Genomic DNA, 13834 nt, shown 5'->3' on the forward strand with positions numbered 1-13834 from the left:
ATGCAGGTCAATCCGCAGGAGCTGGCGCTCGACCCTGCCCCGCTGCTCTCAGTCGCTGGCGTCTCCCGCTTCTATGGCGAGCGCATCGGCTGCGCCGAGGTCTCCTTCGACCTCTGGCCGGGCGAGGTGCTGGGGATCGTCGGCGAATCCGGCTCGGGCAAGTCGACCCTGCTGCGTTGCCTAGCCGGCATCGACAAGCCCGACGAAGGGCAGGTGCTGTTCCGGGGCGGAATCGAACCGCTCGACATCTATTCCGTCGCCGAGCAGGAGCGACGCCGACTGATGCGCACCGCCTGGGGCATCGTCCACCAGAATCCGCGCGACGGACTGCGCATGGACGTCTCGGCCGGCGGCAATGTCGGCGAGCGCCTGATGGACAATGGCGCGCGCCATTACGGCAAGATCCGCGAGACCGCGCTCGACTGGCTGCAGCGTGTCGAGATCGCCGGTAACCGCATCGATGACCGGCCGCGCCAATTCTCCGGCGGCATGCAGCAGCGCCTGCAGATCGCCCGGGTGCTGGTCTCCGAACCCAAGCTTGTCTTCATGGACGAGCCGACCGGCGGCCTCGACGTCTCCGTCCAGGCCCGCCTGCTCGACCTGCTGCGTGTGCTGGTGCGCGATCTCGGCCTCGCCGCGATCATCGTCACCCACGATCTTGCCGTCGCGCGCCTGCTCACCGACCGCCTGATGGTGATGAAGGATGGCCGCGTCGTCGAGCAAGGCCTGACCGACCAGGTCCTCGATGATCCCCATCACGCCTACACGCAACTCCTGACATCGGCGGTGCTCACCGTATGAGCGCCGTCACAACCGCGTCACTCCGAACCCGCAAGGCATCTCGATCATGACAACGATGATTCACGTCGAGAACGTCGCCAAGGAATTCACCCTGCACAACCAGGGCGGCGTGCGCCTGCCGGTGTTCGACAACGTCAATTTCTCGGTCGCGGCCGGCGAGGCTCTGGTACTCGCTGGCGCGTCCGGCGCCGGCAAATCGAGCCTGCTCCGCATCCTCTACGGCAATTACCGGCCGACCTCCGGCACCATCGCCATCACCCATGGCGGCCGGCAGATCGACATCGTCTCGGCCGTGCCGCGCACGGTGCTCGACATCCGCCGTCGCACGCTCGGCTTCGTCTCGCAGTTCCTGCGGGTGATCCCGCGTGTCACGGCGCTCGACATCGTCCGCGACCCGCTGCTCGCCCGCGGCGCCTCTCCTGAAGAGGCGAGCGAGCGCGCTAAGGCGATGCTGGCCCGCCTCAACCTGCCGCAGCGCCTCTGGGAGCTCGCCCCGGCGACCTTCTCCGGTGGCGAGCAGCAGCGCGTCAACATCGCCCGCTCCTTCGTTGATCCCTCGCCGATCATGCTGATCGACGAGCCGACCGCCTCGCTCGACGCCAATAACCGCAATGTCGTGGTCAAGCTCATCGCCGAAGCGCGCGAACAGGGCTCCGCCATCGTCGGTATCTTCCATGACGAAGCCGTGCGAGAGGCTGTCGCGACCCGTTATCTCGACATCACCGATTTCCGGAAGGCCGCCTGATGTCCACCATCCTGACCAATGCCCGCCTGATCCTCGAGGACGAGGTCGTCACCGGGACCATCGCCTTCGACGAGAGCGGCATCCGCTCGGTCGACCAGGGCCGTTCCTCCTTGCCGGAAGCGATCGACGTCCAGGGCGATTATGTCGCGCCCGGCCTCGTCGAGATGCACACCGACAACATGGAAAAGCATTTCATGCCGCGCCCCAAGGTCTTCTGGCCGAACGGGCTCGCGGCGGCTTTGGTCCATGACGCGCAGATGGCGGCGGCCGGTGTCACCACCGTCTACGACGCGATCTGTGCCGGCACGCCCTTCTCGGCCAAGGACTACCGCAAGGACATTTTCTCCGACGTGATGGATGCGCTGCGGCTCGGCACGGCCGAGAATGTCTTCCGCATCGACCACCGCATCCATATGCGCTGCGAACTGACCAGTCCCGACCTGCTCCGCGACATCGAGCCCTATCAGGACGATGCCCTGGTCCAGCTGGTCTCGCTGATGGATCACACCCCTGGCCAGCGGCAGTGGCGCGATCTCGCCCATTTGCGTACCTATGCGCTCGGCAATGGCAAGACCGAAGCCGAGTTCGAGGAGGACGTCGTCGTCCGCCAGCGCGAGGGAACGGCCAATGTCGGGCGCAACTGGAGCGCCGTGGTCGAGATGTTCCAGGCCCGCGGCATCCCGATCGCGACCCATGACGACACTACGATCGAGCATGTCGAGGCCGGCATCGCCTCGGGCGCGGTGATCTCGGAGTTCCCGACCACGGTCGAGGCCGCCGAGGCCGCCAAGCAGCGCGGTCTCGCCACCATTGCCGGCGCGCCGAACGTCGTCCGCGGCGGCTCGCATTCCGGCGGTGTCTCGGTCGCGGAGCTGGCCGAGAAGGACCTGCTCGACGGGCTCTCCTCCGACTATGTCCCGGCGAGCCTGCTGCAGGCCGTGCTCAAGCTCCACGACAAGCATGGCATTACTCTGCCGGCGGCGATGGCCAAGGTGACCTGGAAGGTCGCCGACATCCTCGGTCTCAAGGATCGCGGTCATCTCAAGCCCGGCCTGCGTGCCGATATCGTGCGCTTCAAGGCGCTTGGCGCGACGCCGGTGATCGCCACCGTCTGGTCGCAGGGACGCCGGGCCTTCTGAGCGCAGCATGACCGAGACCGCGCCGCGCTACGCGCTCTACTACGCTCCCGCCGCCGACAGCGCCCTCTGGCGCTTCGGCAGCGCGACGTTGGGCTATGACGCCGTCACCGGCGCGGATGTCGATTTCGCCGTCCCGCTGGGCTGCGAGGGCCTCGACTGGTCGGACGTGACCGCCGAGCCGCGGCGCTATGGCTTCCACGCCACGCTGAAGGCGCCGTTCGAGCTCGCCAATGGCCGCAATGAGGGCGCCTTGCGCGCCTTCGCGCGCAATTATGTCGCCGGGCGTCCGCCGGTCCGGCTCGCCGGGCTCAGCGTCAACGCGCTCGGCCGCTTCATCGCGCTGACGCCGTCGGAACCGAGCGAGGATTTGCAGCGCTTCGCCTTCGACATTGTCCAGGCCTTCGAGCCGTTCCGCGCCCCGCTCTCGCAGGCCGATCTGGCGCGGCGCCTGCAGAGTCCGCTGACCCCGGCGCACCGCGCCTATCTCGAAGCCTATGGCTACCCCTATGTCGGTGACGCCTTCCGTTTCCACATGACCCTGACCGGCTCGCTGCCGGACGAGCAAGTCAAGCCCGTCGCGGCGCTGCTGGCCTTGGCTTACAGGGACGCCGTGCCCGCCCAACCTGTCACGATCGACCGCGTCGGCATCTTCAAACAGCAGAGCCGCAGCAGCCGCTTCGTGCTGCTCGACAGCTTCCCTTTCGGCTGAAGCCGGGCAGCCACCATATCGCGAGGAGCCCGTCATGGCAGGCAAGAAGCTCGGGCTCGCGCCCGTGATCGACCCGACCGCGAATGTCCGCGACGCCGTGCTCGGCCGCTATACCGAGATCGGCGCCCGCACCGTCTTCGCGGAGTCGACGCTCGGCGACTACTCCTATGTCGTGAACGACTCCAACATCATCTACACGACCATCGGCAAGTTCTGCTCGATCGCGGCCCATACCCGCATCAACCCCGGCAACCACCCGATGCAGCGGGCGAGCCAGGCGCATTTCACCTACCGCGCCAGCGCTTATTTCGAGGATGCGCAGGACGAGGCTGCCTTCTTCGACTGGCGCCGTATGAGCCCAGTGACGATCGGCCATGACGTTTGGATCGGCCATGGCGCCATCGTGCTCGCCGGCCGCAGCATCGGCACCGGCGCGGTCGTCGCGGGCGGTGCGGTCGTGACCAAGGACGTGCCCGACTACACCATCGTCGCCGGCAATCCCGCCCGCATCATCCGCCGGCGCTTCCCGGAGGAGATCGCCGGGCGGCTGATGGCGCTTGCCTGGTGGGATTGGGAGCATGCGCAGCTGCGCATTGCGCTCGATGACTTCCGGGCGTTGAGCGTCGAGGCGTTCCTGGAGAAGTACGAGGGCTGAGGGCGCCGAGCCCTAGAACTGCACCCGCAAGCCGACCAGCGCGACGTTCGCGGTGTAGTCCGAGCCCTGATTGGTCGAGTTCAGCCGCTCATGGGTGAAGCTGGCGCGGACCGCGAAGGTCCGGGTCAGCTTGTATTCGATCCTGGCACCGATGGTCGACAGGTTCTCGCGCAGGTCCTGGCCGTCATATTCGGTGCGGCTGAAGGTGGTGAAGCCGGTGACGGTGAGGTTGCGGCGCAGCGCGTGCGCCACTTCGAGGCCGACGCGGCGCGCCGTGGTGCCGCTCGAGCCGGGGATGGTGGTGTCGCCGAGCTCGGCGGAGCCGCGCAGCGTCACCGTGGTCAGCGGCGTTGGCGTCCACAGGATCGCGGCATCACCGACGAAGCCACGCAGGTTCCGCAGCCGGCCATCCTCGTATTTGCGGTCCTGATAGCCGCCCGAGACCTCGCCGGTGAGCATGCGGCTGATCTCGAAGGTCGAGCCGAGGCGGACCGTATAGCCGTCGGAGGAGCGCATATAGCCGCTGGAATCGACCTTCTGGTCGAATTGGCGGGTGTCGATCTCGGCCTGGACGAAGGGCTTGAAGCCCGGCGTCACCTCATAGGCCGCGCGCAGGCGCAGGCCATACTGCGTCTGGTTACGATCGGCCTGGCTGAGGATGCGGCCATTGCCGAGACTGGCGTCCTCGTAGTCCTGCCGGTCGACCGAGCCGCGCAGGGTCAATTGCAGGCGGTTGAAATCGTGGGTGACGCCGGCAGCGCCGCCATAGTTCCAGGTGATCGGCCGCCCCTGCACCGCCGAGGTCAGGTCGGGCGAGCCCGGGCGCTGCGTGTCGAGCCGCAGGCGCGATTCGAGCAGGATGCGGGTGTCGCGGGTTGCGTCGAGGCGCAGCGACATGTTGCCTTCCGCGTCCGGGCGCGAGGCGTTGTCGTTGCGGTAATAGCGGCTGTAGCCGCCGCGCAGCATGCCGGTGAGCTCGTGCACGTTCCAGTCGGACTGGACGCCGAGCTCGCCCTCGGTGCGGGTGAACAGCGAGCCCTTGCTCGGCCCGGAAATGCGCTCGGGATTGCTGTCATAGCCGACCGAGCCGGTGATCGCCGGGCGCAGGATGACGTTGCCGAGCCGCAGGCCGAGCGGTGCGTAGGGGTCTTCCTCCGGCCGCTTGCGCTTGCGCGGTTCGGGCGGTGGCGGGAGCGCCGGCGGCAGGTTGGAAACCACCGGCTGCGGTTGGCGGAACTCGCGCTGGGTCACGCCGCGCAGGCGCGAGGCCCGGATCGGCTGGCTGGCGCGCGCGGGCTGGCCGCTCGAGATCGCGCTGGAGCGGCCGCGCGGTGCAGGAGCGGCATCGTCGACACCATCAGGCAGGACGGATGCAGTCCCGGGAGCCGGGCTCGGCCGTTGCGCGACATAGTCGGGCGTGCCGGTCCTCAAGGCCGGAGTCCGCGGACGCGCGGGCATGTCGGCGGGCTGCGTCTGCGCCAAGGCCAGTTCCGGCCAGCTCGTCAGCCCGGCGACGCCGCAGCAGCCTGCGACGCCGGCCAGCCAGCAAATCTGGGCGAAACGGGACACGGGCGCGACGGTGCTCCGGCGAGGCAAAGACTTATCCGCGCCGGCTCGGCGCGCATGGTTAATGGAGTTAGAACGAAGAGGGTTAATGCCCCGTCAATGCGGTGCCGCCGGTGGCCAGGCGGGCCTGCGCCGTGCTAGAGGCGCGCTCCATGACCGCGACCATCAGCGCTTCCGCCCTTCGCACCATCGCCACCGAACGCGCCGGGCTCGACGCCTTGCATCAGGCGATCGGCAACGGCCTCGCCCAACCCTTCGCCGCTGCCGTCGAGATGATCCGTGCCGCTTCCGGCCGGGTGATCGTCACCGGCATGGGCAAATCCGGCCATGTCGGCCGCAAGATTGCGGCGACGCTCGCCTCGACCGGCACGCCCTCCTATTTCGTCCACCCGGCCGAGGCCAGCCATGGCGATCTCGGCATGGTCCAGCCCGAGGACGTGGTCATTGCCCTGTCCTGGTCGGGCGAGGCGGTCGAGCTCTCGGCGATCGTCGGCTACACCCGTCGCTTCCGCGTCGGCCTGATCGCGATCACCGCCAATCGCGACAGCGCGCTCGGTCGCGAGGCCGATATCCCGCTCGTCCTGCCCAAGGCGGAGGAAGCCTGCCCGAACGGGCTCGCGCCGACGACCTCGACGACGATGCAGATGGCGCTCGGCGATGCGCTCGCGGTCGCTCTGCTGGAAGCGCGTGGCTTCTCGCGCCAGGATTTCTACGTCTACCACCCCGGCGGCAAGCTCGGGGCGCAGCTCAAGACCGTTGCGACCATCATGCATTCGGGCGAGCGCCTGCCGGTCGTCGGCGAGACCGCGGCGATGGCCGATGTCGTCTCGATGATTACCGCCAAGGGTTTTGGCTGCGCCGTCGTCGTCGACGTCGACGGCAAGCTCACCGGTGTCGTCACCGATGGCGACCTGCGCCGCAAGCACGGCGCCGGCTGGGGAGGGCGGCTGGCGCGCGACGTGATGACAAGGGATCCGCGCAAGATCGCGCCGGATGCGCTCACCGCCGAGGCGCTGGAGATGGTCAACCGTCTGCGCGTCACTGCGCTGATCGTCGCCGATGCGCAGGACAGGCCGGTCGGCCTCGTCCATGTCCACGATCTGCTGGCGCTCGGCGTCGCCTGATTCATAGCATCTGGCGAGGGGGCTCATGGCCGCGCTCGAATGGGATGATCTGCGCTATGTCCTCGCCGTCGCCGAGGCCGGCTCGCTCGCCGGCGCGGCGCGCGAACTGCGCGTCAACCATTCGACCGTGCTCAGGCGCATCGCCGCCTTCGAGCAGCAATTGGGCCTTCGTCTCTTCGAGCGCCTGCCGACCGGCTATCTGCTGACGGCCGGCGGCGAGGAACTGGTCGCGGCGGCACGCAGCATCTCCGGCACCGTCACCGAGCTCGAACGCAGGATCGCGGGGCAGGATTTGCGCCTTTCCGGCACGCTCCGGATCACCGCGACCGACACGCTGATGGGCTCGGTCCTGCCGGAGATCCTGGCCGAGTTCAGCGAAGCGCATCCCGGCATCGCCCTGGAGGTCGCGGTCTCCAACCTGATGTTCAACCTGACCAAGCGCGATGCCGATGTCGCCTTGCGTACCGCCGACAATCCCCCAGTGACGCTGGTCGGACGCCGGGTCGGCAAGATCGCCTTCGCGATCTACGCCGCGCCTGCCTATCTCGCGCGCCACGATCATGCCGACCTCGCCGAGCATCGCTGGGTCGGGCCGGACGACACGCTCGGCGGCACCTCGGTGGCGCGCTGGATGCAGGCGAAGCTGCCGAAGAGCGAGATCATACTCAGGGCCGACTCGCTGCTGGCGATGCAGCAGGCGGCGGTGGCTGGCCTCGGGCTGGTGGCGCTGCCCTGCTATCTCGGCGACAGCGTCCCGGCCCTTACTTGCGTGCGCCGTCCTATACCGGAGATGGAGACGGCGCTCTGGATCCTGACCCATGAGGATCTGCGCGCCGCGGCGCGGGTCCGCGCCTTCACCGATTTCGCCTATGGCGCCTTCAGGAAGCGCCGCGCCTTGCTGGAAGGGGAGGGCTCACCCTCCGCATAAGAGGCTTAAGCCTCGACCAGCTTGAGGCCGATCACACCGATCAGGATCAGCGCGAGCAGGCCAAGGCGTATGGGCGAGGCGCTCTCGCCGAGGGCGACGATGCCGGCGAGGGCGACGCCGAGCGCGCCGATGCCGACCCAGACCGCATAGGCGGTCCCGACCGGCAATTGCTTCAGCGCCAGCGACAGCATGACGAAGCTGACGATGGCCGAGACGATGCCGATCACACTCGGCCAGAAGCGGGTGAAGCCGCCGGCCTGCTTCAGAGCGATTGCCCAGACGATCTCGAGCAGGCCTGCTCCGGTGAGCAGCAACCAGGACATGGGATATCTCCGTAAAGAGTGAGGCCGTGTAAGGCTGATCGCCCTGGCTCGTCCCTTCCCCCTTATGGGGAAGGGTTTGGGGATGGGGGGCGAACGACTGGGTGAGCGGGGGCTTGTAGAAGCAGATCGGCCCGATCTTGGGTGAGTTTGCCTCGACTTTCCGCCCCCCACCCCTTCCCCTCCCCACAAGGGGGAGGGGTTTCCGTTGAGGATCAGAAGACCTTGATCGCGGCGACGCCGAGCAGCAGGGCCACGACGCCGGCAAAGCGCAGGGTCGAGATCTCGCGCTGGGGCAGGCGGAACCAGCCGTAACGATCGACGAAGAGCGAGACGATCTGCTGGCCGGCGACGGTCAGGCCGACGGTCGCGGCGGTGCCGATGGCGGGGATCGCGACGAAGACGGTGGTGACATAGGTCGCGCCGCAGACCGCGCCGATCCAGCCCCACCAGGGCATGGTCCTGAGGCCGCCGAGCTGGGGCTTGGCGCCACCTGTCAGCAGGGTCAGCAGCAGCACCGCGAGCATCGACAGCGTCGCGACCACGAAGCTGATCGTGCCGACGACGAAGGGCGCACCGAGATCGTGCCGCAGCAGGCCGTTGATCGCGCCCTGGACTGGCAGCACGGCGCCGGCAATGAGGGCGAGCAGCATCCAGCCGAGCTTGGAGCCGGAGAGTTCCTTGGTCGCGCCCTTCTGGCCGAAGACGATCGCGATCACACCGACGAGCACTGCGGCGGTTCCGATCAGCGTGGCGGGCTTCGGCGCCTGCTGTGGCACGCCGAGCACGCCGAAGCTGTCGAGGCCGAGCGAGGCCAGCATCTGGCCGGCGATGAACAGGCCGACCGCGACGACGGCGCCGAGCCGCGGGAAGACCAGGATGGTCGAGGCGACATAGAGCGCCGTCGCGATGCCGCCGATCGCATGCCACCAGGGCACGGCCCGCAGCCCGCCGAACGCAGCGGCCGTGCCGGTCGCGATCGCGACGATCAGCAGGAGGAGGGCGGCGAGCACGACCTGGATCGTGGTTGCGGCGAAGGGGCTGCCGGTCGCCTTCGACAATTGCGCATTGGCGCCGGCCTGCACCGCCAGCAGGCCACCGGCGGCCAGGGAGAGGGGAATAAAGAGGGTATCCATGACGAGGTGTCCTATGGGTCTGGCCGAGCGCGCTCAGGCGTCGGCGTGCGCGAGCGCCGGCACGGCAAGGCCGCGCTGCACGGCGGGGCGGGCCGCGATCGTCTCGTGCCAGCGCTTGAGATGGGGGGTGTCGGTCAGGCTCAGCCCGAGCTTGGGCAGGGCGTTGATCCAGGGCCAGACCATGATGTCGGCGATGCCGTAACTGGCCTCGACCAGATAAGGCCGCAGCGCCAGCTCGCCGTCGAGGACACGCAGGATGCGGGCGGTCTCGCGCTCATAGCGCTCGATCGCATAGGGCAGCTTCTCCTTGGCGAAGACCTTGAAATGCCAGAGCTGGCCGATCATCGGCCCGACATGCGCCGCCTGGAAGAAGCTCCATTGCAGCGTCTTGCTCAGCGCCTGCGGGCCGTTCGGCTGCAGCACGCCGGAGTGCTCGGCGAGGTAGAGCAGGATCGCGCCGGACTCGAAGATCGTCCGGTCATGGTCGTGGTCGACGATGACGGGGATCTTGTTGTTCGGGTTGAGCGCCAGGAAGCTCGGCCGGTGCTGCTCGCCCGCCTCGATGTCGATGACGGTGACGGCATAGGGCAGGCCGGTTTCCTCGAGCATGATCGAGGCCTTGTGGCCGTTCGGGGTCTGGTAGGTGTAGAGGTCGATCGGGGTCATCGGCTTGCTCCGAGGTGTGGATGCCGATGAGATAGCTTGTGCGCTGGTGCATCACGATGTGTGATGTGGCCTTGCGATTATGCGGAATCGCACATGCCTTCGCGGAGGGCTGAGCATTGTGCGCGGGATCCCCTCTCCTAAAAGGAGAGGGGTAGGGGTGAGGTGTTCGGACTGAAAACGTTGGCTTGAACCTCACCGCGCGGTCGGCGCTCACGGAACTGGTCAGGCAGCCCACACCTCACCCTGCCCTCTCCTTCCAGGAGAGGGTTCCCCGCGCCTCGATCGTCCCAGATCGGTCGAGCCTGGCAGGTGTGGTATCGCGAGGGCCTCAGATCGCCCGCTTGCCGATGATCGCGAAACGCAGCTTGCTCGAGAGGAAGTCGATCGCGGTCACCGCCGCCAGGACCAGCAGGATCAGGAACGAGACCTGCTGCCATTCGAGCGTGCGGATGGTCTCGGCGAGGTAGAGGCCGATGCCGCCGGCGCCGACGATGCCGATGATGGTCGAGGAGCGGGTGTTGGATTCGATATAGTAGAGCACCTGGCTGGCAATCACCGGCAGCACCTGCGGGATCAAGCCGAAGCGGATTTCGTGGAACTTGCCGCCGCCGACCGAGGCGACGCCCTCGACAGGCTTGCGGTCGGCGGATTCGATCGCTTCGGAAAACAATTTGCCGAAGGCGCCGAGGTCGCTGGTCATGATCGCGAGCATGCCGGCGAAGGGGCCGAGGCCAACGACATTGACCCAGATCAGCGCCCAGATCAGCGCGTCGACGCCGCGCACCGTGTCCATCGAGCGGCGCGCCAGGAAATGCACGACGCGGTTGGCGACGACGTTCTTGGCGGCGAGGAAGCCGAGCGGGAAGGCGAGGATCGCCGCCAGGATCGTGCCAAGGAAGGCGATGGCGATGGTCTCGAACAGCGCCTTGACGAAGATGATGGCGCGCGCGAACGAGCCTGGATCGGGCGGCAGCATCAGCACGACGAAGGTGCCGAGATTGGAAAAGCCGGCGATGATCTTCCAGATCGAGGTCTCGAGCGTCGTCAGCCCGTAGAGGAAGAGCCCGACGAGGCCGCCGACGACGGCGATGGTCGTGAGCTTCGTCTTCAGGGAGCCGTCGATCGCGGCCTTGTGGCGGGCGATCAGCGCGGCGCGGTCGCTTGGTGAGAGGGCGAGCGTCATTTGCCGTGCTCCAGGCTGAGCAGCGCATGGCGCAGGCGCTCGGTGCCGTAGTCGATCATCATCACCGTGAGGATGATCAGCAGCAGGATGGCGCTGACATCGGTGAAGTAGAATTTGCGGATCGCCTCGATCAGGTCCTGGCCGATGCCGCCGGCGCCGACGAAGCCCATGATCGAGGCGCCGCGGACATTGATCTCGAAGCGCAGCAGCGCGTAGCTGGCGAAGTTCGACAGAACCTGCGGCACCACCGCGAAGCGGATGGTCTGCCACCAGCCGGCGCCGGTCGCGGTCAGGCCGTCGACCGGCTTCATGTCGATGTTCTCGACCACCTCGGAGAAGAGCTTGCCCATCGCACCCATGGTGTGGATGGCGATGGCGAGCACGCCGGGCAGCGGTCCCAGCCCGAAGGCGATGACGAAGATCAGCGCGAAGACGATCTCGGGGACGGTGCGGCAGAATTCGAGGAAGCGGCGCGTGCCCCAGCGCAGCCAGGGCGAACGGCCGAGATTGCTGGCGGCGGTGAAGCAGAGCAGGAAGCCGCCGACGGCACCGAGCACGGTGCCGATATAGGCGATCAGCAAGGTCTGCCAGAGCAGCTTCAACCAGCCGTTCAGGCCCCAGTACCATTCCTTGAGATCGGCGCCGAACGTCGCCAGGCGCAGCGTCGGCATGGTCTCGAGGATGTATTTGGGGAAGCGCCAGGCATTCGCGGCGAATTTCGCAAGATCGACCTCGGCGCCGATCGCGGCGAGGACGACGCAGGCGACGAAGATTGCCGCGCCCAGCAGGGTCTGGAGCCGTTTCGCCGCCATTTCGCGCCGATAGAGCTCGGCATGGGCCGCGATGGCCGGGTCGTTGCGATCGATCGCGAGTGTCATGATGGGTCCGTCGCCGGAGGAGGGGGCGGCGAGTACGCGCCGCGGCCGTCATGCTCGCCCTTGTGGCAAGCATCCACGTCTTGAACACCGCACGCGATCAGTGAAGCGAAGACGTGGATGGTCGGGACAAGCCCGACCATGACGGGTAGCGGGTGTAAAGGCTTACGACGACTTCTTCTTGCGCAGCGCGTCGACGAACTTGTTCAGCTCGATGATCGGGTCGTAGGCCTTGTTGTCGACGGCGACGAGCGGGCCCTGCTTGCCTTCATAGATCTTGTCGAAGGCGGCCTTGTCCTTGGTGGCGAGGTTCAGCACCGCGTCACGGATCTTGGTCTTCAGCTCCTCCGGCAAGTCGGAGAGATAGGCCATCGGCGAGTTCACGATCTGCTCGGACTTGTAGATGATCCGGAAATCGTCGGCCTTGACCATCTTCTTGCGGTCCATGCGCAGCAGGTTCGATTCCTGCTCGTCGTTCCACCAGTTGGCGGCGATGTCGACGGTGCCCTGCTGCAGGGCGATGATCGCGTTCTCGTGGCTGCCGGTGTAGACGACCTTGCCGAAATAGGCCTCGGGTTCGATCTTCATGCCGTCGAGCGCGAAGCGCGGGACGTTGTTGCCGGAGGTCGAGTTCGGGTCGACCAGGCCGAGGTTCTTGCCCTTCAGGTCTTCGATCTTCTGGTAGGGCGAGTCCTTCTTCACGTAGAAGACCGAGTAGTAGCCCTTGGTGCCGTCGATATTGGTCTCGATCGCGAAGGCATCGACCTTGGCGCCGGTCATCAGCGCGCGGGCGAAGGAAGCCGGGCCGTACATGCCGATATGGATGTTGCCGGCGCGCTGGCCCTCGATGATCGCGGCGTAGTCGTTGGCGATGCGCAGCGTGACCTTGGTGCCGAGCTCCTTGGCGAGATAGTTCACGAAGGGGGTGTAGCGCTCGACGACGCCCGAGGCGTTCTCGGACGGGATGATGGCGAAGACGAGCTCGGGATATTTCGCCTTCCAGTCCTGCGCGAAGGCCGGCGCAGCGAGCGTCGCGGCGAGGCCGGCTGCGGCGAGCGTGAGGGTATGACGACGGGTCAGCATGGTGGTGCTCCTTTGGAAAAATCGGTGGTGAAAGGTCAGGCGTAAGGGCAGGCCCGCGGGCACGCCGCCGGCTGTCTCAGGCGGCGTTCTGCTTGGCGCGCTTGGCTTCCTGGCTGGCGATGGCTTCGAGCGCGTCGAGCGCCTCGGCACCGGCGTCCTTGGCCTCGATGCCGTAGAGCTCGGCGGCGAGCTCGCTGGTCAGCGCATGCGGCGGGCCGTCGAACACGACCTTGCCGCCGGCCATGCCGATCAGCCGGTCGCAATACTTCGCGGCGATGTCGAGGTGGTGGAGATTGCAGATCACCGTGATGCCGTCCTCGCGATTGATGCGAAACAGCGCGTCCATGACGACCTGGGTGTTGCGCGGGTCGAGCGAGGCAATCGGCTCGTCGGCCAGGATGATCTTGGGTTCCTGCACCAGCGCGCGGGCGATGGCGACGCGCTGCTGCTGGCCGCCGGAGAGGGTTTCGGCGCGCTGGGCGAGCAGATGGCCCATGTCGAGGCGCTCGAGTGCGGCGATGGCGCGGACCTTGTCGTCCTGCGAGAAGCTCTTGACTAGCGTCAGCGCCGCCGAACGATGGTTGAGGCGGCCGAGCAGCACATTGGTCAGCACGTCGAGGCGGCCGACCAGATTGAACTGCTGGAAGATCATCGCGGTGTCGCGCCGCCAGGCCCGGAGCGCCGCGCCGCGCAGGGCGGTGACATCACGTTCCTCGCTGAGGATGCGGCCTTCGCTGGCGTCGGCAAGGCGGTTGAGCATGCGCAGCAGCGTCGACTTGCCGGCGCCCGAGCGGCCGATCACGCCGACCATCTCGCCGCGCGGAATCGACAGGGTGACGTTGTCGACGGCGGCCTTGCCGCCGAAACGCTTGGTCAGACCCTCGATCCGCAGCATCAACACTCT

General features: G+C 67.2%; 15 protein-coding genes. 7 read left to right on the top strand and 8 right to left on the bottom strand.

Features of this window, described 5'->3' with window-relative positions; translation table 11 throughout:
• Genes phnK through AC3WLC_RS08480 form a run of 5 tightly spaced genes read left to right on the top strand, consistent with a single transcriptional unit; the run spans position 1 to position 4049 of the window.
• Positions 1-801: a phosphonate C-P lyase system protein PhnK gene (phnK, locus tag AC3WLC_RS08460; protein WP_493684520.1), complete on the top strand. Its 801-nt coding sequence runs from the start codon at positions 1-3 to the stop codon at positions 799-801.
• Between the two features lie 46 nt (positions 802-847).
• Entirely contained in the window at positions 848-1546 is a 699-nt protein-coding gene (gene phnL, locus AC3WLC_RS08465) for a phosphonate C-P lyase system protein PhnL (RefSeq protein WP_493683484.1), read from the top strand.
• The gene (locus tag AC3WLC_RS08470; RefSeq protein ID WP_493683485.1) at positions 1546-2685 is read left to right on the top strand and encodes an alpha-D-ribose 1-methylphosphonate 5-triphosphate diphosphatase; all 1140 of its coding nucleotides are present in this window, start codon (positions 1546-1548) and stop codon (positions 2683-2685) included. The genes phnL and AC3WLC_RS08470 overlap by 1 nt, the downstream gene beginning before the upstream one ends.
• Positions 2686-2692: 7 nt before the next feature.
• On the top strand, positions 2693-3394 hold the full coding sequence (locus AC3WLC_RS08475; protein WP_493683486.1) for a DUF1045 domain-containing protein: 702 nt from the start codon (positions 2693-2695) through the stop codon (positions 3392-3394).
• Positions 3395-3428: 34 nt separating this feature from the next.
• Entirely contained in the window at positions 3429-4049 is a 621-nt protein-coding gene (locus AC3WLC_RS08480; RefSeq protein ID WP_493683487.1) for an LbetaH domain-containing protein, read from the top strand.
• A gap of 12 nt (positions 4050-4061) precedes the next feature.
• Here the strand turns inward: AC3WLC_RS08480 and AC3WLC_RS08485 are convergent, their stop codons facing one another.
• Complete coding sequence (locus AC3WLC_RS08485) at positions 4062-5618, bottom strand: outer membrane beta-barrel protein (protein WP_493683488.1); 1557 nt, start codon at positions 5616-5618, stop codon at positions 4062-4064.
• A 149-nt stretch (positions 5619-5767) separates the two neighbouring features.
• Here AC3WLC_RS08485 and AC3WLC_RS08490 point away from each other — a divergent pair, with 149 nt between their 5' ends.
• A complete protein-coding gene (locus tag AC3WLC_RS08490) occupies positions 5768-6739 on the top strand; it encodes a KpsF/GutQ family sugar-phosphate isomerase (protein WP_493683489.1) in 972 nt (323 codons plus the stop codon).
• Positions 6740-6764: 25 nt separating this feature from the next.
• Positions 6765-7667: a LysR family transcriptional regulator gene (locus tag AC3WLC_RS08495; RefSeq protein ID WP_493683490.1), complete on the top strand. Its 903-nt coding sequence runs from the start codon at positions 6765-6767 to the stop codon at positions 7665-7667.
• Positions 7668-7672: 5 nt separating this feature from the next.
• On the opposite strand, the gene AC3WLC_RS08500 is transcribed toward AC3WLC_RS08495, so the two are convergent.
• The 7 genes from AC3WLC_RS08500 to phnC all read right to left on the bottom strand — a co-directional run bounded on the left by AC3WLC_RS08500 (position 7673) and on the right by phnC (position 13825).
• A complete protein-coding gene (locus tag AC3WLC_RS08500; RefSeq protein WP_493683491.1) occupies positions 7673-7990 on the bottom strand; it encodes a DMT family transporter in 318 nt (105 codons plus the stop codon).
• A 212-nt stretch (positions 7991-8202) separates the two neighbouring features.
• Entirely contained in the window at positions 8203-9123 is a 921-nt protein-coding gene (locus AC3WLC_RS08505) for a DMT family transporter (RefSeq protein ID WP_493683492.1), read from the bottom strand.
• 33 nt (positions 9124-9156) lie between these two features.
• Positions 9157-9789 carry a glutathione S-transferase family protein gene (locus AC3WLC_RS08510; protein WP_493683493.1) on the bottom strand — a complete coding sequence of 211 codons (633 nt, stop codon included), beginning with the start codon at positions 9787-9789 and terminating at the stop codon, positions 9157-9159.
• A 328-nt stretch (positions 9790-10117) separates the two neighbouring features.
• Entirely contained in the window at positions 10118-10972 is an 855-nt protein-coding gene (gene phnE / locus AC3WLC_RS08515; RefSeq protein WP_493683494.1) for a phosphonate ABC transporter, permease protein PhnE, read from the bottom strand.
• Positions 10969-11850, bottom strand: a complete 882-nt coding sequence (phnE, locus tag AC3WLC_RS08520) for a phosphonate ABC transporter, permease protein PhnE (RefSeq protein ID WP_493683495.1) — start codon at positions 11848-11850, stop codon at positions 10969-10971. Before phnE (AC3WLC_RS08520) ends, phnE (AC3WLC_RS08515) begins: the two co-directional genes overlap by 4 nt.
• A gap of 162 nt (positions 11851-12012) precedes the next feature.
• Positions 12013-12930: a phosphonate ABC transporter substrate-binding protein gene (gene phnD / locus AC3WLC_RS08525; RefSeq protein WP_493683496.1), complete on the bottom strand. Its 918-nt coding sequence runs from the start codon at positions 12928-12930 to the stop codon at positions 12013-12015.
• 76 nt (positions 12931-13006) lie between these two features.
• Positions 13007-13825 carry a phosphonate ABC transporter ATP-binding protein gene (phnC, locus tag AC3WLC_RS08530; RefSeq protein WP_493683497.1) on the bottom strand — a complete coding sequence of 273 codons (819 nt, stop codon included), beginning with the start codon at positions 13823-13825 and terminating at the stop codon, positions 13007-13009.
• Positions 13826-13834: the final 9 nt, after the last annotated feature.

This window comes from Allobosea sp. GW821-FHT03A12 (assembly GCF_058986765.1).

Coding starts and splice junctions, on each gene's coding strand:
- AC3WLC_RS08500 (WP_493683491.1), bottom strand. CDS start 7,990: ATGTCCTGGTTGCTGCTCACCGGAGCAGGCCTGCTCGAGATCGTCTGG.
- AC3WLC_RS08475 (WP_493683486.1), top strand. CDS start 2,693: ATGACCGAGACCGCGCCGCGCTACGCGCTCTACTACGCTCCCGCCGCC.
- phnD (WP_493683496.1), bottom strand. CDS start 12,930: ATGCTGACCCGTCGTCATACCCTCACGCTCGCCGCAGCCGGCCTCGCC.
- AC3WLC_RS08505 (WP_493683492.1), bottom strand. CDS start 9,123: ATGGATACCCTCTTTATTCCCCTCTCCCTGGCCGCCGGTGGCCTGCTG.
- phnE (WP_493683495.1), bottom strand. CDS start 11,850: ATGACACTCGCGATCGATCGCAACGACCCGGCCATCGCGGCCCATGCC.
- AC3WLC_RS08510 (WP_493683493.1), bottom strand. CDS start 9,789: ATGACCCCGATCGACCTCTACACCTACCAGACCCCGAACGGCCACAAG.
- AC3WLC_RS08495 (WP_493683490.1), top strand. CDS start 6,765: ATGGCCGCGCTCGAATGGGATGATCTGCGCTATGTCCTCGCCGTCGCC.
- phnE (WP_493683494.1), bottom strand. CDS start 10,972: ATGACGCTCGCCCTCTCACCAAGCGACCGCGCCGCGCTGATCGCCCGC.
- phnK (WP_493684520.1), top strand. CDS start 1: ATGCAGGTCAATCCGCAGGAGCTGGCGCTCGACCCTGCCCCGCTGCTC.
- AC3WLC_RS08480 (WP_493683487.1), top strand. CDS start 3,429: ATGGCAGGCAAGAAGCTCGGGCTCGCGCCCGTGATCGACCCGACCGCG.
- phnC (WP_493683497.1), bottom strand. CDS start 13,825: ATGCTGCGGATCGAGGGTCTGACCAAGCGTTTCGGCGGCAAGGCCGCC.
- AC3WLC_RS08470 (WP_493683485.1), top strand. CDS start 1,546: ATGTCCACCATCCTGACCAATGCCCGCCTGATCCTCGAGGACGAGGTC.
- AC3WLC_RS08490 (WP_493683489.1), top strand. CDS start 5,768: ATGACCGCGACCATCAGCGCTTCCGCCCTTCGCACCATCGCCACCGAA.
- phnL (WP_493683484.1), top strand. CDS start 848: ATGACAACGATGATTCACGTCGAGAACGTCGCCAAGGAATTCACCCTG.